Origin of the sequence: Sphingobacterium puteale, assembly GCF_003627955.1 — a bacterium.
Taxonomy (GTDB): domain Bacteria; phylum Bacteroidota; class Bacteroidia; order Sphingobacteriales; family Sphingobacteriaceae; genus Sphingobacterium; species Sphingobacterium puteale.
On sequence record NZ_RBWS01000004.1, the window covers coordinates 184,505 to 208,637 of the forward strand.

The following is a 24,133-nucleotide window of genomic DNA, read 5'->3' on the forward strand; positions in this document are numbered from 1 at the left end:
TAAAAAAATGACTAAAATAATAGCGGGTATTGAACGAAGTTATACGTTGTTATTCTGCTTTTTCTTTGATTTTTCAATCCAATATTTTTCGATTTCTTCCAAAGGTTTGCCTTTGGTCTCCGGTAAATATCCCAGCACAACGATAAAAGCTATCGCACAGAAAAAAGCAAATAACCAAAAGGTATAACTCGCTCCCCAAGATGCGAGCAAAATAGGAGTCAGCTGACCGACAATCGCATCGGAAATCCACATCACCATAATACTTATTCCCATTGCCCTTGCCCGTATGGCATTTGGGAATATTTCCGCCGCGACCACAAATTTTAACGGGCCGATAGAAAAAGCAAAGAAAAAAAGGAAGAGCAGGATGGATCCAATCAATGCAACATTGTTTGGTTGTTCCTGACTGAAAAGATATCCCGTTACAATCAGACTAATGGTGGCCCCCGATGTCCCTAAAATATATAAGGGTCTTCTTCCCCAATGATCTACTTTCCAGATGGCAAAGCAGGTAAATAGTACGTTCGCCGCACCAAAAAATAATTGTGTATGATAAGAATTTGCTAAGGAAATACCCGATTCCAACAATATGCTTGGGCCGTAATAGACGATGGCGTTGATTCCGCTCAGTTGAGAAAATAAGGGTAAAAATAGACCTAAGAAAAATGCGCTGCGGTAGATGGGAGAAAACAGCTCCTTCATATTTCCCTTGGCCGGGCTTGGTGAATCATACAGATCCGTTAAACCAAGTTTGGTACGAATAGCTGCGACCTCTCCGTCCCGCCCAATTTTGGCCAGCCAGCGGGGACTCTCAGGAATAAAATAAACCCCGAAACTAAGTAGGACGGCGGGGACTGCCCCAACTAGAAACATGCCACGCCAAAGCTCCGCCTGAGGCAATGAATGGAATTGAAGAATGAAATAGTTACTAATATAGGCAATCAGAATACCAAATGTAATCGCCAATTGATAACAGGTAACCGATCTGCCCCTGAATTTACTGGGGGATATTTCAGCAAGATAAAGAGGAACTACAATAGAAGCTATACCAACACCTAGTCCGCCAATACCTCGGCTCGCGATCAATACAGTATAATTAGGACTGAATCCGCAGCCAATTGCTGATAATAAGAAAAGCAACGATGCAACGATAAAGGCTTGTTTACGACCATATTTGTCCGTAAAAGAGCCCGTAAAGAATACACCAATAATGCATCCGACCAGTGCTGAACTAACAAAAATACCTTCCTGCACGGGAGATAATCCAAAAAATGCCTTCACAAGCGGTAAAGCACCGGCGATAACAGCCATGTCGAAGCCAAAAAGCAGACCTCCCAGTGAAACAATGCATAAAATAAGGATAAAATTTTTAGACATAGCTGGTTTTATTAGTTTTATATGTATATACATACAAACATATATTTATTTTTTTAATTATCCAAAAAATCTTACTTTAGCCTAAGCAATATCATGTAATGAATTTAAAAATAGATCACAAAAGTCCAGTCCCACTGCATATACAAGCAGAAAATCTACTGCGGGAGTTAATAAAACAACCGGAATATATTGAGGGGAAAATGTTGCCCAATGAAATAGAGCTAGCCAAACGTCTGGCTATTTCCCGTTCTACTCTGCGTCTGGCGATTAATAAGCTGGTTTATGAGGAGCTATTGATCCGGAAGAAAGGTATCGGTACAAAGGTTGCAAGCACCAAATTCAGTTCGAAATCCAAAAATTGGCTAAGTTTTTCACAAGAAATGAAAAACCGTGGTATCGAGGTTAAGAATTTTGAGCTTCATGTGAGCTGGGTAGTGCCCGATAAGGCCATTACAAAATTTTTTGCGGTCGATGAAGATCAAAAGCTATTAAAGCTGGAACGGTTACGTGGTAAAAAAGATGATCCGTTCGTCTATTTTACATCTTATTTTCATCCTCGTATTGGACTGACAGGTGACGAAGATTTTAAACGTCCGCTCTATGAAATATTGGAGACCGATTACCATGTTGTTGCTGATCTTTCGCAAGAAGAAATAGACGCCGTTGCAGCCAATAAATTTATCGCAGACAAACTCGAAATCAATATTGGTGACCCGATCTTATCGCGCAAACGTTTTGTTTTCGATCAGTCCGGAAAGCCAATTGAATATAATCTGGGATTCTATCGCGCCGAGAGCTTTACCTATACCGTGGAGAGTCGAAGAGATTATTAATAGAAGAATTGATCCAGTTATCATAAGCTACTGGATCAATTCATCCGTAGATTGAATGTGGCTACTCGGCCGTTTCTGCGGCCCATTGACGGAGTAGTGCGATTGCTTTGCTCAATACACCTGCCGAGCCTTTGAATTTGCCCGATCCGCTCGGCACATCGTTTTTGCCGTACCATTCGTAAAAACCTTTGTTCTTCACCACACGATCAATCATTGGCCCTAACTCGTCGTAGGCTTCCTGATAAAAGCGGTTGCGTACTAGTTGCTGGATCATTCTACCGCCAAACCAGGTCCAGTCCCCGCCATTTTGATAGTGATAAGGCTCTGCCATCCAACCTTTGAAAAAGCCGGCTGGGTAGGTTGGATAGAGTGTAAGACCTATGCTCGGCATACCCGACAAACGGACATTTTCCAACATCTGTCTATTTACCGTTTTTATTTCGTTTCGTTTAAGCAGTCCGGCTTCGATCGCAATTGCCGTACCTCCATGGTAATGGATTTGATTTTCATCAAAGCCTTTTGGTAGACGAGAGTGCACCCCAGTCGGCTGTCATGGCGCCCCAGAGGAGACCGTATGTCGCATTGAACCGTTCTCGCCTGAGGTAGTTCAACATCAGCTGTATGCGTTCTTTGACCGAAAGTCCACCAATGGATTCGTCAAGAATGCCATAATCTTTGGTTTTCTGTATATACTTGCTCAGTAGCTGAATCAGCGAAGTCTCTTGGTCGGTTTCGACAGTATTTTTAAAGCCGACATGATCGGGTGCATTTTTCGAATAATAAGGTGTATCATCATGCCAGGTGAAATCTTTCTTGAGCACATAGCCGTCTACCATTTCACCATTAGGTTGTTGCATCTGGAAAAACAATAGGATAGCCCCGCGAACATCTGCTGCAGGTCTTTCTTCCAATGCCGTTTCAATAAACGTATTGAGGTCCCGTGCCCATATCTGCGAATAGCCACTTCCGGCATTAAATCCTTCTTTGATGACCTGTCTGGCTAGGCTATCCACATATTTTAACTTCGGATCGGCTAAAATGGTCTGCGCAAGCTTAAGTTGGTCTCCTTTCGATGGGATTCTTTGCTGCGCAGACAGACCGCTGCTAAAAAAGATAAGCGTAAGACCGAAAAACGTTAGGTTTCTTCTCATGGAACTTTTTATTAATTGAAGTGTTTATGCATTTCAGTAGTCCAATCGCAATGGTTCGTTAGATTATTTCCAGCGCATTCAATTTGGATTGATTTTTCTGACTTAAAACTTCTTGGTTATTATTTATTATGTATGTACAAACAAAGGTGAAAAAATAACTGCTGTATAAGGCCTTTAATGAGGTGTAATTAAATTCGTAATTAAATTATTACAATATTGTGCTATTTTGACCTGCCTCTGTCTATTTTTTTTAATGATCTTTTTGCTTTCATGTTTATACATAGTTTTATTTTTTGTATGTTTGTTTTTGAACCTAATTGACAACGATGGCTAAGCATCTTATATTTTATTTTTTCTGCATGTTATCCAGTGTGCTACCTGCGCCAGGGCAGCAGAAAACTGATTTAACTACCTTGGTAAGACCTAATATTGGATCTGTGCATAGCCGGTATTTTTTTTATACGCCGGCGGCAGTACCCTTTGGTATGGCCAAATTAGCACCAAGCACAAATGGAAGTTATGGCAATAAGTCCGGTTGGGAAGCTGTTGGCTATGACGATAGACACAGCTCAATCGAAGGCTTTGCTAATTTTCATGAGTTTCAGATCGGGGGAATTGTCTTCGCTCCATCAGTAGGTGAACTCAAAACGACTCCGGGTAAACTGGAACAGCCGCAAAGTGGCTACCGCTCATCATTTGATAAAAAAGATGAATTTGCCACATCAGGTTATTATCGGGTGAAACTGAAAGATTACGGAATCCTTGCCGAACTAACGGCGACAAAAAGGGTCGGCTTCCATCGTTATACCTTTCCGAAAACAGATGCGGCCAACCTAATATTTGATATTGGACATGTGATGGGCGAGAGCGGGCCAGTGGTCGATGCTGAAGTAAATTACGAAAATCAATGTGTATGGGGATACGTGGTGACAAACCCGGTATATGTCCAAAAATATCAACAAGGCGCTACTGTAAAGATGTATTTCTTTGCAGAAGTCAGCAAGCGACCAAAATCTTACGGGACATTTAAGGACGACGCGATTTTTGAGGAAAAGAAGAACATAAGGGGGAAAGGAGCTGGACTGTTTTTGCGATTCGATACAGGGTCGGATGAATCCATCACCATCAAAACCGGTTTGTCCTATACCTCTGTAGATAACGCACGGTTAAACTTGCAGCATGAGGCAAAGGGGCTGACATTTGATAAAACGAAATCCGAAGCACTGAAGACCTGGAATAATGAAATGGGAAGGATATTGGTGGAAGGTGGTAAAAAAGAGGACCGCGTTAAATTTTATACCGGATTATATCATGCCTTACTTGGACGGGGCCTTGCCAGTGATATCAATGGGGCTTATCCAAAAAATGATGGCTCAGTAGGCCAGATTGCGTTAAATGCGCAAGGAAAACCTATACATCAGCACTATAATACCGATGCGATCTGGGGGGCATTTTGGAACCTGACACAACTCTGGTCCATAGCCTATCCTGATTATTACAACGATTGGGTACAGAGCCAACTCCTGGTATATCGCGATGCGGGCTGGCTTGGGGACGGTATTGCCAATAGTAAATATGTCTCCGGTGTGGGTACCAATTTTACGGGATTGGCGATTGCTGCTGCCTATAATGTCGGGATCCGGAATTACGACACGAATTTTGCCTATGAAGCTGTGCGGAAAAATGAACTAGAATCACAGGGGCGCATTCCGGGAGCAGGGAAGCTTGATGTTGGGGTATTTGTCGATAAAGGTTATTCTCCCTATATTCAGGACAATACCAGTAGTCCCGAATTATTGACCACTGGATCACCTTTTGGTGCTTCCCATACCTTGGAATATGCATTTTCGGCCGCAGCTGCAGCGCAATATGCAAAATCACTGGGCCGTGATGCAGACTACAAAAAACTTCATGAACTTTCAACTGCCTGGAAAGGATTATACGATCCATCGACTAAGTTCATGCGGCCAAAAGACAGTTTGGGGAAATTTATTCCAAATTTTAATCCTTATCAACCTTGGCGTGGTTTTCAGGAGGGAAACGCCTGGCAGTATACGTTTTATGTGCCACATGTTCCGCAGGAATTGGTTAAGCTCGTCGGAAAGGATCTATTCAATCAACGCTTGGACAGTATATTTACAGTATCACAAAAGAATGTTTTTGGTGGTGGAACCCATATCGATGCCTTTGCTGGAATTGAAAGCTTATATAACCATGGAAATCAGCCCAACTTGCATATCTCCTGGTTGTTTTATTTCTCAGGGAGACCTGACCTGAGCCAAAAATGGGTGCGGGCGATTTCAAATGAATTTTATGGTACTGATCCTATACACGGTTATGGCTATGGACAGGATGAAGATCAGGGACAATTGGGGGCTTGGTATGTTTTATCGGGGATCGGGTTATTCGACGTAAGAAGTCTAACGACAGAAAATCCGGCATTTCAGATCGGCGCGCCTTTATTTGATAAAATTACCATACAGCTTCCCAAGGCATTACGAAAAAATAAATTCACGATTCAGGTTGAAAAAGAGGCCCCGGATAGCTATTATGTTGATCAGATCCGACTGAATAATAAAGCCTGGACCGGATGGCAACTTCCCGTTGACCAACTGGTTAAAGGTGGTGTCATGACGCTGAGCTTAAAAAGTAATGCGCGTGGAAACTAAGTGGTAGACGAAGAGTTCTGAAGAGCAAATGAAAATTCTGCACCGGATAGCACATTTCAAAAAACCTTTGGAACGTATATAAAATAAAAAATGGGGGTGTCCAAAATGATCGGACACCCCGTAGGTAGGTTGGTTTGTTGATTGCCTACGCGATCTCTGCAATGAAATTGCCCTCTCGGTCCAAATCAGCCTTATGGGCAGCAATTTGTTGAAGATTAATGTGGCCAATTACATATTTGAAATCTGCTGCGTAATACCTTTCGGTGATCTCACTGAAATTTAATTTTTCGATCAGTTGATCGTCCGTGTATCTTAAATAGACCTTGATCAGATAATCCTGGCTATAATTTAAGGCACTGGATTCTAAATGCTTTTTATATTCATAGCGGTAGCCATAACGTAGTGCTGCAATGTCGGACAGTACTGCAGAACCTGTCGGATGCCCCCCGGCGCCTTTACCGTAAAAGAATTGTTCGTCCGCAAATGCAGCTTTGACCAGCACACCGTTATTTTCATTTTCTACGTTATACAATATGCTTTCTTTGCCTACCAAACGAGGCAGTACATAAAGCACAACTTTATTGCCATCGATCTCTTTGGCCGTAGGGATCAATTTGATTTTAAAGTTTTTTTCTTTAGCAAAACGAATATCCTGTTGGCCTAATTTGTCGATACCAATGTTGAATACATCATCTGGTTTAACATAGATCCCATAGGCGTGTGACGCGACAATACAGACTTTAAATTTAGGGTCATATCCACCGACGTCAAGCGTAGGATCTGTTTCTGCAAAGCCAAGTTCCTGTGCTTTTTTTAATGCATCCGCATAAAGCTGGTTTTCGTTGAAAACCTTGGAAAGAATGTAGTTGGAAGATCCGTTAAAGATACCGCTGACCGAATGCAGGAGCTCATTGTCGTAATATTCTTCCAGGTTACGGATAATAGGTATACTTCCACAGACGGCTCCCTCATAAAGCAGGCTCGTTCCATATTCATGTTGAATATCTACTAGCTCTTCAAGGTGACCGGCAATCATTTTTTTATTTGCGGATACTACATTTTTGCCTGATTTCAGTGCACGTACAGTAAGCCTATAGGCCGCTTCTGCATCATCGATCAATTCGACAACCGTGTTGATTTCCGGATCATCCAAAATCGCCTCCGCATCAGTTGAAAATAGTTCAGCGGGCAGTGAACGTTTTTTATCCGCATTTTTAATGACAAATTTCTTGATTTCCAGATTCAGATTTTTGGTTTTGATAATGTCGTAGAGACCTTGGCCGACAACACCAAATCCAAACATCCCTATCGTTAATTTATTACTCATATTTCTTCTTGTATGCTCTTATATTATTGTTTACTTCTCTTATACTAATTCGTTGATATACTCCTTCTTATTTTCTAAAAAGCTATGGATAATAGCTGACAGCCTTTTGGTCTCGATCAAAAAGCCATCGTGACCGAAGCTCGACTCGATCTCCCGGTAGCTGGCATTGGGAATATGTCGGGCAATAAATTTCTGTTCATCAATGGGGAACAATATATCTGTATTGACACCTAATACCAATGTTGAGCAGTCGATACCAGCGAGCGCTGCTTCCAGAGATACTCTTCCGCGGGCCAGATTGTGGCTGTCCATCGCTTTTGTCAGGTAAAAGTAGCTGTACGCATTGTAGCGTTTAACCAATTTTTCACCTTGATAATTTTGATAAGAAGCAGCTTTGTAATCATTTACTTTATTGTCATCGGTATCCCTTTGTGTATGATCATAGGTGATATAATTGCGATAGGACAACAGCGCGATCGAACGCGCGACTTTCAGCCCTTTCGCGCCGCCATCCGGATGATTGGCATAGAAAGTCCGGTCTGCTGTGATGGCTAAACGTTGACTTTCATTAAAGGCAATGCCCCAAGGGGAATGCACTGCATTTGTACCGACAACGATGAGTTGATTGATGGCAATCGTTTTGGAAGCGGCCCATTCCAAAGCTTGTTGACCGCCCAGTGATCCGCCGATTAAAACTTCAATTTGGTTGATATCCAGATGTGCTGCGAGCAATTGATGGGCATTGACAAGATCTTTTACCGTAAATTCGGGAAAAGAAAGGTAATATGGTTGACCTGTTGCCGGATTGATGGATAGGGGATTGCTGCTTCCATAGGGCGAACCAATCACATTCGCACACACGATATAATAGTCATTGGGATTAAACAGGTCATCTGTCCCAAAAAGGCCCGGCCACCAGTCCAGCACATTGGCATTCGCTGTCAAGGCATGACAAACCCAAACTACATTGCTGCGATCTGCGTTCAGTTCTCCAAATACTTCATAGCTGATCTGTAAATCGATAAGCTCCCTGCCGTTTTCAAATACAAAAGGCTCCTGATGCTGATAAATATGCCTGCTCATGATGTTTAAATTTAGGAATGCATTTGATTATTTGATCTTTTCGAATGCCTGTTGCAGGTCAGCTTTAATGTCATCAATATGTTCTATCCCTACTGAAAGGCGCAACAGTCCCGGAAATACACCCGCATTGGCCTGATCCGCATCACTTAATTGCTGGTGTGTTGTTGCTGATGGATGGATAATCAATGATTTGGTGTCACCTACGTTGGCCAAATGACTGATAAGTTCCAAGCTGTCGATAAAAGCATTTGCTTTTTGAGCAGCATCACCTTTCAACTGGAAGGAAAGGACAGCACCATAACCGTTTTTGAGATATTTTTGTGCATTGGCAAAACTTGGTGAACTTTTTAATCCTGGATAATTTACCTTCTCTACCTGAGGGTGGGCCTCAAGCCATTTGGCAACCTCTAAGGTATTGTCCACATGGCGTTGCACACGCAAGGACAATGTTTCAAGTCCCTGTAGTAGTAAAAAGGAATTGAATGGCGAAAGGGCCGGACCAAAATCACGTAGACCTTCAACACGGGCGCGGATAGCAAACTGAATATTGCCAAAAGGTCCCTTTTCACCGAATACTTCTGAGAATACCAAACCATGATAACCTTCGGATGGTTCAGAGAATTGTGGATATTTTCCATTGCCCCAATTATAGTTTCCACCATCTACGATGACACCGCCGATACTTGTTCCATGACCGCCAATCCATTTTGTTGCAGATTCAACGACCACATGGGCGCCATATTCCAGTGGTTTGAACAGGTAACCACCGGCACCAAAAGTATTGTCGACAATTAGCGGTAAATCGTATTTTTTGGCAACAGCCGCTATTTTTTCAAAATCAGGGATGTTAAAACTCGGATTTCCGATCGTTTCCACATAAATGGCTTTCGTCTTATCGTCAATAAGTGCTTCAATTTTATCGGCTTCGGCATCTGTGGCAAAACGTGCTTCGATACCTAATCGTTTAAAAGCAACTTTAAACTGGTTGAATGTACCGCCGTATAGATTAGAGCCTGCCACGAAGTTATCTCCATTTTCAAGGATATTGTTTAACGCAATAAATTGTGCTGCCTGTCCGGATGCAACTGCTAATGCCGCAACTCCGCCTTCTAGTGCCGCGATACGTTGTTCGAAAACATCCGTCGTGGGATTCATGATCCGCGTATAGATATTGCCAAATTGTTTCAGCGCAAATAAGTTGGCTCCATGTTCGGCATTTTCAAAGACAAATGAAGAAGTTTGATATATAGGTACAGCTCTGGATCCAGTAGTAGGATCTGCCACTTGACCCGCGTGAACTTGTAAGGTTTCGAATTTTAGATTTTTGTTGGAAGACATAATATATCAGATTTTAAGGGTTCAAAAAAAGTATTCATAAGAAAAAAAGAAAGCATACACACCTGTTGAAAAGGTCTGCTAATATCGTGATCCGGGAAAAAGGAAAATGATTCTTAACAAGTTGGAAGGTGCGTATGCATGCGCATTCGCATAGACATGACCTTGCTATATGTCGCTTCTTTACCTGTTAGCGGGTTTGTCTGAAACAAACCTAGATTGTTGATGGTTTTCTGTAATGTAATAATCATTGTCTTATTTCATTTATATGCTCCAAAACGATATTGCTTTGGACAGGATTTGGCACCTTTTCAACCAAATTGAAGGTTGCCAGTGGGTCATAGAGCCAGTCTCTCGCCACTTCTTTATAAATCAAGACCTGCTGATTAAGGAAGGTGTTGATTAGAAATCTTCATCTGAAGACATTGCAAATATAAACTTCTTTTCTATTAATGCAAAAGAAAATCATTTTTTTAATTAAAACTATCTAATAAATACATCTTCGCCATCGCTCTTCTACTACCTTTTAGCGAGCGCGATATGTTCCGCAATTTGATCCAAATTTGTCAAAAGCGGTTTTAACTCATCTATTCGACTATAAATGTCGTTGTGTACGACTTCCGGATTCTTTTTACTGATGGAAATGGAAAGTCCGACAAGATGCGAATTGACGCGATAGGAGAGTGCCTGAAAATGGTGAATATGGGACCAATCTATCCATTTGTGTTCAGGCTCTTTTTTCATTTGGTTGATGGAGTCCGAAAATAGGGCCATTGCTGTTTGCGCCTTTTTTCGCGCCAACCGGATGTCAAAAGAGCTCTGTAGATTGTCCGATAGGCGTTGGTTGATCATCTGGAAGTAATGTTGGTTGTAACTTGCAACCTCCCTAGCCAGATGCACTAAGCTTGAGCTTTGGCGAACGGGAATCAAGAAGTATCCAGCAATGGTCAGAAATGCACCCACCAATGTAAAAGCCATACGGCTACCCAAAATAAGATTGATATTACCTTCAAATAGGTTTAGCGCAATGACAACACCCAATGTAATAAAAATAACACTAACCATATAATTGGATCGGTTGAATAGAAAAAAGCCAAAAAGACCAATTGCTGATAGACTCAACAAGAAGGGGAGGCTCTCAAAGCATGCTAGGGAGGAGATGCCAATCAAAATACCTGAAAATGTTCCTACAATCCGTTCAATGTTGCGGCTTTTGGTCATCGAAAATGCTGGTCTTGCTACGATAGCGATCGTCAGCAAAATCCAATAGGTATATTTGAAATCCAGAAACAAAATGCCGATCAATGCACCAATACCAAAAAGTAGGGCCATACGTAGCGCAAAACGAAACAGCGGATTTTTAAGGTGAAGTTTGTTTTTAATCTCACCTAGACTGCCCAAGGGGCGATTGATAAATTGTTGATATTCCGCTGTATCTATTTTGTCCTGAATTTCCTGATTCTGATAAAAAGCAACCTGGATTCGACGCAGTACCTCAAGAATAGACTCCATATTGGTGATAATAGACCGTAGGATAGGGCCGGCTGGACCGGTTTGTTGTTGCTGAATGTTTTTAAGCTCGGTCAGGAGTTCATTCAGTTTAATTGTATTGTAATACAATTGCTGTGCATATCGGAATCTGATATGTGGTTGTGAAAAGCTATCAATTTCTAATGCCAATAATTTTATTGCACGACGGATTATAGGGAGGCTACCCGTATCTGCAAGATTCTTGCGGATTGCATCATAGTCATGGTCGAGTGCGATGATGAGTTCATGCAGATCAATGAGACCATAAACCTGACTCAGCCAATAATTACTTTTGGGCCATTGATGACCAATAATTCTTTTCTCGCGGAACAGCAATGAACGGATCTGTTCCTGTTGCTCACTGATCTGACCGTGGATTTTGCCCACGCGACTGTATGTAATGTCCAGCGGAATGTTGGGGTCATAGGACTGGGCACGGATCAGCAGGAATTGAGATAAGCCCTGAAAACCATTTGCCATTGCATGCTTCAAGGAGCGGTAGGGTCTTATATAAGCCTGTAGCAGGCTAAAAGCATAGTAAATCGCTGCGCCAGTCGTAATTTGCAGGCCGACCGCCCAGGGATGTTTTGGAGCTAGACCGATGACAAAACTCATTAAGATCAAAGTCATGTTGCCGATAGCAGCATATCGTGGTCCGAACAAACCATATAACGTAAAAGTAAATCCCGCCAAACTCAGCAGAATGACCAGAGGCCAATGGTAAGGAAAGAAGTAAGCTGTAAGAAATGACGCAAAAAAGAAAGTTGGAATGCATACCAGGGCTGAGCATAGTTTATCCTTTCGGTTACCGGGAGGATCAGTCAGTGTCGTTAACAAGGAGCCGACACCAATACCAATGGCAGTGCCTGCGGGAGTGCCCAATAAATAGATGGTCAGACTTGGAAGAATACTGATGGAGACATTACGCAAGGCATCACCAAAGTGTTCACCTTGGATAAATCGCATAACTTGGCTATAAATACGGTAGAATCTTTTCTTTAATGATATAAAACCCATCAATCAGTTTACTAATTTTCGATACAAAAATACAAATATTATGCTTAATATTTTGTGTATTCATTTTATTTATTTTGAATACTATTGTTTTTTTAAATTTTTATTTTGAAACAGGTGCTATATGCAATCTTGTTCTCCGACGCCCTGAAAAAATGTACCGATATTTTTTGGGGGATGAAAAATATGCCGTGGTCGAGAAAACCTGAAAAGCAATTTACCGAGGTTATTTAGCCATCCGCCGACGATTTTTGGGTATACGTCTATTTCCCTTGGTCAAGGTGTAATGAATACACGATGTTTGTTGTCATCTAAATAAACAATGACGATCCAATTGATGGAAAAAAGAAATTATGTTATGAAACTAAATAAAAATAAACTGCTCCTATTCGCTACTATTATCATGCTATTTTCCTTTTTGGGGACTGTTTCTGCGCAATCGAGTGACGGAAAGTTAAATGCGGTTGTGGTCGGCCAAGATGGCGGACCGTTTGCTGGGGCGAGTATTTCACTGCTCCGTAATCCCGGGGGTATCCTGCTGAAAGGGACTGTGTCTAAGGAGAATGGAGGTGTTGAATTTTTGGGAGTGTCCGAAGGTAAATATACGATGCAGGTTTCGGCGGTGGGGTATACGACTTACAGTTCCAGTGAAATAACCCTAAAAAAAAGTGAAATATTGTCTTTGGACACCATTCGTTTAGTGCCCGTATCAAAAGTGCTGAACGAGGCTCAGGTTGTTGGTAAGAAACCTTTGATTGAAAGTCAAATTGATAAAATTGTGCTGAATGTGGAAAATAGTATATTAGCGACGGGGAACAATGCATTGGAACTCCTGCAAAAAGTTCCGGGGGTTACTTTGGATAATAAGAAAATCAATCTCCGCGGAAAAAGTAACGTAATTATTATGATTGACGGCAAGCCTACTTATCTTTCGGCGGATGAAGTTAGCCGACTGCTGGAAAATACGGCTTCAAATTCAATTACATCAATTGAAGTGCTTACCAATCCACCGGCTAAATACGATGCTGCCGGTAATGCAGGCATTATCAATATCAAAACCAAAAAAAATACACAATTTGGCAGCAATGTTAGCCTGAATCTGAATCTGGGGCAGGGGAAATATACGAAAGGTGACGGCGGTTTCTTAGTCAATCATCGAAATAGTTGGGCGAATATTTTCGCTTCCTATAATTATAATAACAGTTTAGGATTTAATGATTTAACAATCGATCGCTCTGTCAGTGATTCAATGGGGACCACCTATTTCAATTCAGATTCTTACTCGAAATTTCGTTATCGTGCGCATAATTTTAAATTTGCTGCTGATTTTAACCTCGGCGAACAGCAGGTGTTGGGTTTTGTTGTCAATGGTAATGTCAGCAGCGGCAATTCAACACGACAAGGGGATAATCTGATTGCTTCACAAAAAGGAAAATTGGACTCCGTAGTACAGGGAAGTAACTTTTCGGATTTTGCCTATCATTACCTGGCTTATAATCTCAATTACAAAAAGACATTCGATACCCTGGGGACTGAACTAACAGCCAATGCAGACTATTCCTATTCCAAAAATCACGATAACAGCATGATGAAAAATCGTTTTCTGGATCCGAATTGGGTGGAATTTAAGGCGCCAAATGTATTCCGAAACGATATGTTATCCAACACCAAAATTTTAGTTTTCAAAACTGATTTTATCCATCCCTTTGATAAAACGACAAAATTCGAAGCAGGTTTAAAATACAGCCGTGTGAAAACAGATAATAACCTGGTCTATGAGGATCAAAACACAGCCGGGGAATTCGTCCCAAATGAAGATCAGAGTAATCAGTTTTTATATAACGAAAACATTGCGGCGGCATACCTTACCTTGAATAAATCCTTTGGAAAGTTCTCTGTACAAACGGGGCTCCGTGTTGAAAATACAAGTTCATTGGGCAATTCAGTAACCTTAGGGCAGCAGACAAAACGTAATTATACGGATTTCTTCCCCACGGTATTTATACAGCAACAGATCAACGACAATCATAAGCTTGGTCTAAGTTATAGCCGAAGAATAGACCGGCCGGATTATGGTGCACTGAATCCCTTTATCTACTACCTGGATCAATACACCTATCAGTACGGTAATCCCTATTTGAATCCACAATATACCAACTCTTACGAGCTGAATTACACCTTTAAGGAGCGTTATTTGTTGAGCCTTGGCTACAAGAGGACAAACGATGCGATCACCCAGGTAATTGAGAGCAATTCAGAAACCAAGGCCATTGCACAGACAGATCGAAACCTGACCTATTTCGACTATTATAATATGAATATCAATATACCGGTTAAAGTGCTTAAATGGTGGACTACTTCCAACAACGTGACTGCGTTTTATAGCAAATATAATTTTGATGAGCGTTCGGGTGCTCAGCGGCAACTGGAAAAACTATCTTTTCAGGTGAGCTCCAATCACGATATCCGTATTGGAGAGACAACCAATTTGGAGCTGACCGCCAATTATTTCTCTCCGGCTGTTTATGGTGTATTTAGCTTTAAATCTTACTATGGGGTCGATCTTGGAGCAGGGAAAACATTTTTCGACAAAAAGCTGAATGTCAAGTTGGCGGTAAACGATATTTTGAATACCAGAGGCCAACGGCGGTTGTCCAGTGTTCAAGAAAACGGATATTATCGCATTCGCAATGGATATGATAGTAGAGTGATCCGGCTTTCACTTTCTTACCGTTTCGGAAACATTAATATTAAATCCGTGGATAAGCGGGCCGGAAATAATGATGAGGATAACCGGTTGAAAAAATAGCGGCCGGTAGGGTTTTGTTCAAATCAACTGTCGGTATATAAAACAAGAAGAGCATTCCGGCTGGAATGCTCTTCTTGTTTTTGTATAAAGCGATATTAGCTTAAGAATAATATTTCTCTCAATTTTGGAAGAGGCCATTTTTTATCGTCAACGATTTTTTCCAATTTGTTGACATGGTAACGGATCACGTCAAAATATGGTTTTACCAATTCGTCATAAGCGATTGACCGTTCACGTACATCTTCGATCTGGTTTGCTTTTTTACGTTCTTGACGCATGGCTTCAGCTTGCTCCAGAATGGTGTTTACGTGTGTTGAGATACGCTCCACGAAATTCAGCTGTGAACTAAATGCTGCTTGAGCAAGTCCTAGGTCTTTAAGACCTTTTACATTTTCGATTAATTCATTTTGGTAAGTGAAACATGCAGGCGCGATTTGATTATTGACCATTTCTTCAATCACACGGGCCTCAATTTGAAGTTTCTTGTAGAAGTTTTCTAACAAGATTTCATGGCGGGCTTCTGATTCACGTTTTGTATAGATACCCAATGACTCAAATAGGGCCAATGACTCTTCTTTTACATAAACATCTAATGCCTTAGGGGTAGATTTGATGTTTGAAAGACCACGTGCTTCAGCTTCTTTTTCCCACTCTTCACTGTATCCATTTCCTTCAAAACGGATTGCTTTTGAATCTTTGATGTATTTACGGACAACATTTAAGATTGCAAGATCTTTTTTCGTGCCTTTTTTGATCTGTTTGTCTACCTCTGCTTTAAACTCAATTAGTTGTGCAGCAACGATGGCGTTTAATACCGTCATTGGTAGGGCAGAGTTTGCTGAGGAACCTACAGCGCGGAATTCAAACTTGTTACCGGTAAATGCGAAAGGTGAGGTGCGGTTACGGTCCGTGTTATCCAGCTTCAATTCTGGAACTTTAGGGATGCCGTGCCACAAGTTTGCTTCAGCTTTTACTTTCTTCGCTACACGGGCTGATTCAACTTCTTCTAACAATTCATCTAATTGAGAACCTAAGAAGATCGAGATAATCGCCGGTGGCGCTTCGTTTGCACCTAAACGGTGGTCATTGCTGGCACTAGCAATAGATGCACGCATTAAATCTGCATTTTCAAATACGGCTTTGATGGTATTGACAAAGAATGTCAGGAACATCAGGTTATTTTTAGGTGTTTTGCCCGGTGACAATAGGTTGATGCCCGTATTGGTAATCAAAGACCAGTTGTTGTGTTTTCCGGAACCGTTTACACCAGAATATGGTTTTTCATGTAACAGTACTTTGAAGTTGTGTCTCAAAGCAACTTGCTCCATTAAATTCATTAACAATTGATTGTGGTCAATTGCCAAGTTGATCTCTTCGTACATAGGTGCACATTCAAACTGTGACGGTGCAACCTCATTGTGGCGGGTTTTTAATGGAATACCCAATTTTAATGCCTCGTTTTCCAGATCAACCATATAGGCTAATACACGCTCTGGAATCGCGCCGAAGTAATGATCTTCCAATTGTTGTCCTTTAGCAGACATATGGCCGAACAAGGTACGGCCGGTCAATTGAAGGTCAGGACGTGCATTGTATAAGGAAAGGTCAACTAAAAAATACTCTTGCTCGATACCAAGAGAAGCGTTTACTTTCGTGATTGATTTATCAAAATATTGTGCGACTTCAGTTGCCGCTTTATCAACAGCATTGATTGCTTTCAATAAAGGGGCTTTATAATCCAATGACTCACCGGTATAAGAAACAAATACCGTAGGGATACAAAGTGTTTTACCAGCACCGGTTTCATAGATAAATGCTGGTGAAGAAGGATCCCACGCTGTATATCCTCTTGCTTCGAATGTGTTACGGATACCGCCATTAGGGAAGGATGAAGCGTCTGGCTCTTGTTGAACTAAAGCATCTGCAGTGAATTTTTCGATTGCTTCGCCATTTTCGTCAGGTTCGAAAAATGCATCATGTTTTTCAGCTGTCGAACCAGTCAAAGGTTGAAACCAGTGCGTGTAGTGGGAAACGCCATGATTAAGGGCCCAAGTTTTCATCGCTTGCGAAATGTGCTCAGCTAGATCTCTAGAAATAATCTGTCCCTCTTCAATGGATGCAACTAACTCCTTATATGAGTTTTTAGGAAGGTAGTCTTTCATTTTGTTCACGGAAAAAACGTTCTTTCCGTAGATGTCAGTTGCTTTTTTAGTTTCAACTTTTTCAAATTGTGCAATCTGGCGTGAGCCCGCTGCCTCTACTGCTTTGAATCTTAGGTTCGACATTTGTATTTTATAATTAAATTACAGTTTTGTTGATTTTGTTTTTCAAAAATATTGTGTTTTTACGGAAAACTGAAATTTTTTTTGATTTTTTTTACAAAATATGTATTTGTGGTTGGCTTTTGGTCAAAAAAAATAGGTCGATTTAAATAAATCGACCTATTTTACATGTTTTTAGTTGTAATCCAGTCCCCAGTCTATTCCTTTTAAGGTGGCAGGTACTCCTTTCTTTAGCCAATTTGGCGCTGGAGCACCTTTTAAGTAATGATCAAAGAACTGCTGCTCGCGGATCTGTATGTCTTTTCTGTTTTGTCGTTGCATTAAATTATGTTCATCGCCATTATAGTTCAACATCCAGACCGGTTTGTTTAGTCTACGCAATGCGGTAAACATTTCGATGCCTTGGTACCAGGGCACGGCACCGTCGTTGTCGTTGGCCATAATTACAACAGGTGTGTTTACCTTGTTTAAATGGAACAGCGGCGAATTCTCCAGGTACAGTTCAGGCGCTTCCCATAGGGTTTTTCCGATACGGCTCTGTGTATGCTCATATTGGAATTGACGTGACATACCCGACTGCCAGCGTATTCCTCCGTAGGCGGAAGTCATATTGACAACCGGAGCTCCGGTCCATGCTGCAGCATACATATTGGTGCGCGTAATCAGATGTGCGACCTGATAACCGCCCCAGCTTTGTCCCTGAATGCCCATTTTAGTGCTATCTACCCAAGAGTTCTGCGCTAAATAACGCATGCCCGAATTGATATATTCCTCAGCTGATTTTCCCGGATGTCCGGTTTCGTAGCTGATATTCGGCGCAAATACCAAATATTCGTTGCTCACAAAGTAAGGGATATTTAGCCGCGAAGGAGTAGGGGCCGGTGGTTGGTAGGTATAGAGACCGTCTGAAAGCTTTTCATAAAAATAAGCAATGATCGGATATTTCTTTGCTGGATTAAAATTCTCTGGTTTATAAAGAATACCCTCAGCCTGATGACCTGCCGGTGTGGTCCAATGCACGAGTTCGGCAGTACCCCAATTGTAGTTTGCCTGCTGTCTGTTAATATCCGACAGCTTCAATTCGTCTTTGAACTTAATACTATTGATATAGATATTCGGCGAACTGACATAATCTTCTTTTGTGTAAAGAACGGTTTGTTGATCAGCTGAGGCATTTATATTTTTAAATGACTTTGGTTCAACAAAAAGGGGTTTTGGATCGTTGTGCTGACCTTTAAACTGATAAAAACCAGATTCCTTTGTTTTGTTGTCGAATGATGTCAGGAATCCACCTTTTTTATAATCCAATGTCAATGGCTGATCGCGGTCTTCTTCACGTCGCAGCGGCAGATAACGTAATGTTGTTCGGGAAGCTGCACCATAACCGTTGGTGAGTATGGATGTATTGGCTCCATCCAGTGTAAAATACCAGATGTCATAGCGTGAGTTGACATAGATACCTTTATAATCAGGGCTCCAGGCAGCCATGCCATAGCCTTGTGCCGGTGTAGGCATATCGTTCTCTTCATCTGCAAAAGATGCTGGAATGCCTTCATTTAATACGGTCTTTTTCTTTGAATTGATCTGGTACGAATTCCAGGTCCCTTTTTCTTCGTCAAAATAAACGACATATTTTGCATCTGGACTTAAGGTTACATTTCCGGAAAAGTTAGAAAGAATAAGTTCACGTTGGCCATTTCGTGTTGAAACAAGGTAGATATCTTCTTTTGTACCGCCTTTCCACTGACTTTCGATCCGCTTGCCAAAATCTGTACGTGCTAAAACATATTCTGCATTTCCATCCGGCGTAAGTGTTGTGGAGTTGAACGTTTCATCCGTTAATGGAATAACAGTACGATTGTTTTTGGGGTAGGTGACCGCTAAAAAATTTTTGGAAAGGTCTTTTTTTAAGTTAACCAGTTGCATGGGTTGTAAATAGTCATCCTGCCAGCCCCATACGTCGACTTTAGCATGTTCAAAATCGACTAATGTCGTATCTTTGACACGCGGCACCGGGGCGATGCCGAAGAAAAGTTTTTCGCCATTTTTGCTGAAGCGGATATTCCCATCGCCACTGACAGCCCAATTTTTGGGAATGCCGGTGCTATTTTTCGTTGCCAGGTACTGTGCTGTATCTATACCATTGGCATAATAATACAGATTATAATTTTTGAGCAGCGCCTTTTCCTTGGAGAGATCTCCCAAATAAGCCAATTGATTACCCGATTCATCAAAACTGAAACTTTTGTATTCACCTTTGCCCGTTGATATTTTCTTCAGATTTTTAGTAGCTATATCATACAGGTAAACACCAGACTCTTTAGATAAGCTGTCTTTCGCATCCGTTTTTTTTGAAAAGACGAGTTTTGTTCCGTTTTTGTTCCATTCATATTGATCTACCAAAGTGAATTGGACTGAATCGCCGGAATTGAGGTCATATAACGCTAGTGTCGCTACTGTTTTCTTCTTTTTATCGGTGGTATTTTTTGTATTTTGAGTAGAATCTGCCGGATTTTTGGAAGAATCTGGTTTTTCGTTCGCCTGTTTGTCAAAAAGGAAGGAAACAAAATTGTTGTTTTGTTCCGCAATCTTAAAGGACTTGACTGATCCAAATTTGACAAGGGAGGAACTGGTTAAATTATAGATTGCCAGGGAATCTTTGGGAAAATCCTCGGTTTTTTTCTTTTTGATTTTAGCCTCGCGTGTTGCAGTAAAAGGCGCTTTGATGAGACTGATCAAATGATTTTCTGTATCGGTCAGTTTCCCATTGTAGCCTCGCGGAATCTGGACCAAGGCTTTGTTTTCTTTCGTTTTCAAATAGAGATGGCTATCGCCTTCTTGCGGAGCAACCTGAAAGAGGACAAATTTGCCGGATTTACTGATATAGGGAGATGATACGCTTTGCCAGCTATCATATACCGTATGATCCAACGGTTTCTTTTGTGCATGGACAGCTAAAGTAGCAAGAAAACAGAATGGTATACAGATATTTTTCTTATTCATGTTTAAATTCTTTTGTCGCAATTTATCTATAAAAAATAAAAAATTGACGATTTTTTGGTATATTCATTGTTACGTAAACATAAAAAACTGGTTATGAAATCATCATCTATTATTGTTTCTGTCATTGTGGGCGTCGTTGTGTTGCTGACCGCATGGATATTGGGCAATGCTTATCGATATAAATTTAAATCAACACAGACGATTACGGTAAATGGCAATGCGAAGAAGGACTTCGAATCGGATTTGGTAAAATGGAACGCCACATTTAGCAGAAAGAATTTCGAATTAAGTGCTGCCTCGGCCCAATTGGCAACCGACCGTGACCTGGTACGCGATTTTTTAGTGCAGCAGGGGATCAAGGTAGGTGAGATTCGTTTTGAAGCCGTAAATATCGCCAAAGACTTTGAATACCATACCGACGGGAAGGGCAATGGGTATAATACCTTTTCTGGTTATACATTGTCACAAACCGTGAGTGTGGAATCCAAAGACCTGAATAAGGTGGACAATGCTTCCAGAGAAATATCGACATTGATTTCAAAAGGAATAGAGCTGAGCTCAAGCACTCCGAACTATTATTACTCAAAGCTGGAAGATCTAAAGCTGGAACTTATTTCCCAAGCTTCAAAAAACGCCCATCAGCGTGCGGATAATATTGCCAAAGAATCGAATGCGGGATTAGGTAGTCTGGTAAAGGCTGATCTTGGAATTTTCCAGATAACGGGTCAAAATGATAACGAAGAATACTCTTCTGGAGGTGCTTTTAATACAACTTCGCGGAAGAAAACAGCGAATATAACGGTTAAGGCGAGCTTTTTGAGTAATTAACGAAAAATTATTTGACTGTATTTCAGTAGACTATTGATTTCGGTGGGAAATTTGCTTAAAAAGTTTTCTCTTTTTCAATAAAAAAACTACTTTTGCATCATCCCAAACGGATATGCCCGGATGGCGGAATTGGTAGACGCGCTGGTCTCAAACACCAGTGGGAAACCGTGCCGGTTCGACTCCGGCTCCGGGTACTGAAAGGGTCTTAACATTACACATGGTAAGGCCCTTTTTAAGTAAAATGCCCCTTCGGGAACATAGAACCACTCCTTGACACGGATGATTTAGTTAACAAGCTGAAAAATTTGTAGACCTGAAAGCTTTTAACGACGCAACAAGTTAGGCTTCATTGTTTCATCACCAGACACTTAGCTTCATCCGTTAATTTATTTGAAACCTTCGTATGCTCGCGTCGATCTTTTTGAGATGATTATCAACCGATATATGCTTATTATTTGTTTAAATGAGATCAGCAGTGGCTTATCCTTAAGGACGTTTAGTTAAATGCTGAGGAGGTTTGGCCAAATGCTGAGGAGAAATGAACAAATGCTGAGGAGGATTGATCCGATGCTGAGGACGTTTGGTTCAATGCTAGGGAAGATTGGACCAATGTTGAGGACGTTTGATCAAATGCCAAGGAGGTTTGGTCAAATGCTAGGGAAGATTGGACCAATGCTGAGGACGTTTGGTCAAATGTCAAGGAGGTTTGGCCAAATGCTGAGGAGAGATGAACAAATGCTAAGGACGATTGATCAAATGTCAAGGAGGTTTGACCAATTGCTAGGGAGAGATGAACAAATGCTAAGGACGTTTTGTTCATCTCTCCTTAGCAACGGTAAGTGTTTGCTTACCGTTAAAATGCCCCTTTAATGGTATTTAGACCTTGATTTTTGTCTGATTTTGGCCATAAGGTGTCAAAATCGGCAATAAAAAGTTATGTCTTGCCGAAAAGTTGGCCGATTTTACCCCCTAAGTTTGTAGCCGACTCTTTCGTAATGGTTTCATTGGATAAAGATGCCAAATGGGCAACATACGAGTCATATTTTTTTCATCTTCGGTGCTGTAGAATTTGACACAGTTTTTTTGTATAAGCCTTTTTATTATGGGAATTCTTGTTTAAATTGGAAATACCAAATTTAAACTTAGATGAAAGCAGCATTTTTATCTTTAGCATTACTCTGTTCTGTTTTTGCATGGGGACAGGACCGTTTTGTTCTGAAAGAAAAAAAGAAGGCTAAAATTCCGTTTTTATTTGTTCATAACCTCATTATTATTCCCGTACAGGTTAACGGCTATGCCATGAACTTTTTATTGGATACAGGAGTCAAAGAGACGATGATCTTTGGGGAAACACTTAAATCTATAGATAGCGCTGTTTTTGTCAATAAATTTCAGGGACTGGGGAGGGACGAGGGGTTGGATGGCTATCTGTCTGTAAATAATAATGTGAATATCGCCGGTGTGTATGAAGATACGGATCAACCCATCTATATTCTTAAAAATGCACATATCGATATTTCTACCCGGATAGGCGTTGAAATAAATGGTATTATGGGGAGCCGTTTTTTTAGTGATCACGTTGTTGAAATGGATTTTTTGAAACATTGGGTTACCATTTACCAGAAGGAAGAGTATCCCAAGGGGCTGGCCAAAATGCAGCGCATCCCGCTAGATATTTTAAACAGTAGACCCTATATTTCGATCGCTTTTAATCAGGATTCCGCAGACATCGAAGGTCGCGTATTGATTGATATGGGCAATAGCGATGCGTTGATGCTTATCCCTTCCAAATTAAATAATTTTTCGATTAAACCTCCTTTTATTGACGATTATATCGGGCAAGGATTTAATGGTGAAATTTATGGGAAAAGAAATCGGATCAAATCGTTGGAGCTGGGGCCATTTACGATGCATTATCCGCTGGTGGCTTATCCGGAATTGAGTTCAACGCAGCATGCGACTTTTGTCAATGAACGAATCGGCTCTGTTGGAAACGAACTTCTGCGCCGATTTAAAGTGATTTTTGACTACCCCAATAATGTAGTGTATCTGGTTAAAAATAGAAATTTTGATAAATTCTATTATTTAAACATGAGCGGTCTGGAAATCATCCATGACGGCATTAAATATGAGAAGGAGGAGGTACCTGTCTATTTAAAAAAAGATGGTGGAACTGAGATTCGCATGGACAATCGGGTACAGTACCGATTTGTGCTGAAAAACATGTATAAAATCGCTACAGTTCGAACAGATTCCCCAGCGGCAATTGTCGGTTTAAAGCCAGATGATAAAGTGTTGAAAATCAATGGTCGTTCGGCGTCTTCTTATACCTTGGAAGCGATCCATACACTTTTCAAATCAGAGGAAGGCAAAGAGATCCGCTTTAAGATAGAAAGAGCTGGACAGGAACTCGATTATACCTTCTTTCTAAAAGATCCGCTGCCTTTCAATTCAAAATAAAGTTTCTTCAAAATTTGGAAAATTGAATTTAACTTACTTACCTTTGCCGCTGATATTAATTTTAAACAATTTAAAAGACGAAGAACTATGTTGGTCGCTAAGATAAAATCAAAAGACGCTTTTACGGCAAATGGATTTGCTGGAAGCATTCTTCGTGCTTTTCTTCACTTATAACGTATCCTTTACGATTTGAAAAAAGCCCGAAGATCATTCGGGTTTTTTATTTCCTTCAATTTTCTATTTAGCCGGGCTATGCGGGGTCTGTTTTTTATCGGTCGATTTCTGTGTCGGCCCATATAGGTTAACCGGCCTGTTTTTGTATGTCATTTTGGTCATGCTATAAAATGTGATGATCCCGCTGTCGGCAGACTGTTTATTCAAGAAAAGAAAACCCGGATATTTTAAATTGCTTATCCCTGAGTGGGATAAGTT

Annotated in this window: 16 protein-coding genes, 1 tRNA gene and 1 riboswitch; of the genes, 6 read left to right on the top strand and 11 right to left on the bottom strand. The window is 41.0% G+C overall.

What is annotated here, in order from left to right:
- Positions 1-39: 39 nt before the first annotated feature.
- Positions 40-1,377, bottom strand: coding sequence for a sugar porter family MFS transporter (locus D7322_RS04845; RefSeq protein WP_121121831.1), 1,338 nt, complete (start codon positions 1,375-1,377; stop codon positions 40-42).
- Between the two features lie 98 nt (positions 1,378-1,475).
- Here D7322_RS04845 and D7322_RS04850 point away from each other — a divergent pair, with 98 nt between their 5' ends.
- Complete coding sequence (locus D7322_RS04850; protein ID WP_121121833.1) at positions 1,476-2,210, top strand: GntR family transcriptional regulator; 735 nt, start codon at positions 1,476-1,478, stop codon at positions 2,208-2,210.
- Positions 2,211-2,271: 61 nt separating this feature from the next.
- Here the strand turns inward: D7322_RS04850 and D7322_RS28880 are convergent, their stop codons facing one another.
- Both D7322_RS28880 and D7322_RS28885 read right to left on the bottom strand, forming a co-directional pair.
- Positions 2,272-2,748, bottom strand: a complete 477-nt coding sequence (locus D7322_RS28880; RefSeq protein WP_245971254.1) for a glucosidase family protein — start codon at positions 2,746-2,748, stop codon at positions 2,272-2,274.
- The gene (locus D7322_RS28885; RefSeq protein WP_245971255.1) at positions 2,720-3,361 is read right to left on the bottom strand and encodes a hypothetical protein; all 642 of its coding nucleotides are present in this window, start codon (positions 3,359-3,361) and stop codon (positions 2,720-2,722) included. The genes D7322_RS28880 and D7322_RS28885 overlap by 29 nt, the downstream gene beginning before the upstream one ends.
- A 326-nt stretch (positions 3,362-3,687) precedes the next feature.
- Here D7322_RS28885 and D7322_RS04860 point away from each other — a divergent pair, with 326 nt between their 5' ends.
- The gene (locus D7322_RS04860; protein ID WP_121121835.1) at positions 3,688-6,030 is read left to right on the top strand and encodes a GH92 family glycosyl hydrolase; all 2,343 of its coding nucleotides are present in this window, start codon (positions 3,688-3,690) and stop codon (positions 6,028-6,030) included.
- Positions 6,031-6,175: 145 nt separating this feature from the next.
- Here D7322_RS04860 and D7322_RS04865 read toward each other — a convergent pair whose 3' ends face one another.
- The 5 genes from D7322_RS04865 to D7322_RS04880 form a co-directional block, all read right to left on the bottom strand.
- Positions 6,176-7,357, bottom strand: coding sequence for a homoserine dehydrogenase (locus D7322_RS04865; RefSeq protein WP_121121837.1), 1,182 nt, complete (start codon positions 7,355-7,357; stop codon positions 6,176-6,178).
- Between the two features lie 39 nt (positions 7,358-7,396).
- Positions 7,397-8,440: a homoserine O-acetyltransferase family protein gene (locus D7322_RS04870; RefSeq protein WP_121121839.1), complete on the bottom strand. Its 1,044-nt coding sequence runs from the start codon at positions 8,438-8,440 to the stop codon at positions 7,397-7,399.
- 27 nt (positions 8,441-8,467) lie between these two features.
- A complete protein-coding gene (locus D7322_RS04875; protein ID WP_104382377.1) occupies positions 8,468-9,778 on the bottom strand; it encodes an O-acetylhomoserine aminocarboxypropyltransferase/cysteine synthase family protein in 1,311 nt (436 codons plus the stop codon).
- 113 nt (positions 9,779-9,891) lie between these two features.
- Positions 9,892-10,026 carry a hypothetical protein gene (locus D7322_RS29075; RefSeq protein WP_262707622.1) on the bottom strand — a complete coding sequence of 45 codons (135 nt, stop codon included), beginning with the start codon at positions 10,024-10,026 and terminating at the stop codon, positions 9,892-9,894.
- Positions 10,027-10,036: 10 nt separating this feature from the next.
- Positions 10,037-10,149, bottom strand: a riboswitch (SAM riboswitch).
- A gap of 145 nt (positions 10,150-10,294) precedes the next feature.
- Entirely contained in the window at positions 10,295-12,271 is a 1,977-nt protein-coding gene (locus tag D7322_RS04880) for an FUSC family protein (RefSeq protein WP_183078602.1), read from the bottom strand.
- 406 nt (positions 12,272-12,677) lie between these two features.
- Here D7322_RS04880 and D7322_RS04885 point away from each other — a divergent pair, with 406 nt between their 5' ends.
- The gene (locus D7322_RS04885; RefSeq protein WP_183078603.1) at positions 12,678-15,128 is read left to right on the top strand and encodes a TonB-dependent receptor; all 2,451 of its coding nucleotides are present in this window, start codon (positions 12,678-12,680) and stop codon (positions 15,126-15,128) included.
- Positions 15,129-15,223: 95 nt separating this feature from the next.
- Here the strand turns inward: D7322_RS04885 and D7322_RS04890 are convergent, their stop codons facing one another.
- Together D7322_RS04890 and D7322_RS04895 are read right to left on the bottom strand one after the other, a co-directional pair.
- Entirely contained in the window at positions 15,224-17,413 is a 2,190-nt protein-coding gene (locus D7322_RS04890; protein WP_121121845.1) for a glutamine synthetase III family protein, read from the bottom strand.
- A gap of 171 nt (positions 17,414-17,584) precedes the next feature.
- The gene (locus D7322_RS04895; protein WP_121121847.1) at positions 17,585-20,413 is read right to left on the bottom strand and encodes a S9 family peptidase; all 2,829 of its coding nucleotides are present in this window, start codon (positions 20,411-20,413) and stop codon (positions 17,585-17,587) included.
- A 93-nt stretch (positions 20,414-20,506) separates the two neighbouring features.
- Here D7322_RS04895 and D7322_RS04900 point away from each other — a divergent pair, with 93 nt between their 5' ends.
- The gene (locus D7322_RS04900) at positions 20,507-21,241 is read left to right on the top strand and encodes an SIMPL domain-containing protein (RefSeq protein WP_108632063.1); all 735 of its coding nucleotides are present in this window, start codon (positions 20,507-20,509) and stop codon (positions 21,239-21,241) included.
- Between the two features lie 114 nt (positions 21,242-21,355).
- Positions 21,356-21,435, top strand: a tRNA-Leu gene (locus D7322_RS04905).
- Between the two features lie 302 nt (positions 21,436-21,737).
- Here D7322_RS04905 and D7322_RS28285 read toward each other — a convergent pair.
- Positions 21,738-22,061: a hypothetical protein gene (locus tag D7322_RS28285; protein ID WP_147430291.1), complete on the bottom strand. Its 324-nt coding sequence runs from the start codon at positions 22,059-22,061 to the stop codon at positions 21,738-21,740.
- Between the two features lie 326 nt (positions 22,062-22,387).
- Between D7322_RS28285 and D7322_RS04915 the strand changes: the two genes are divergently transcribed.
- Positions 22,388-23,701, top strand: coding sequence for a PDZ domain-containing protein (locus D7322_RS04915; RefSeq protein WP_121121851.1), 1,314 nt, complete (start codon positions 22,388-22,390; stop codon positions 23,699-23,701).
- Positions 23,702-24,133 lie beyond the last annotated feature (432 nt).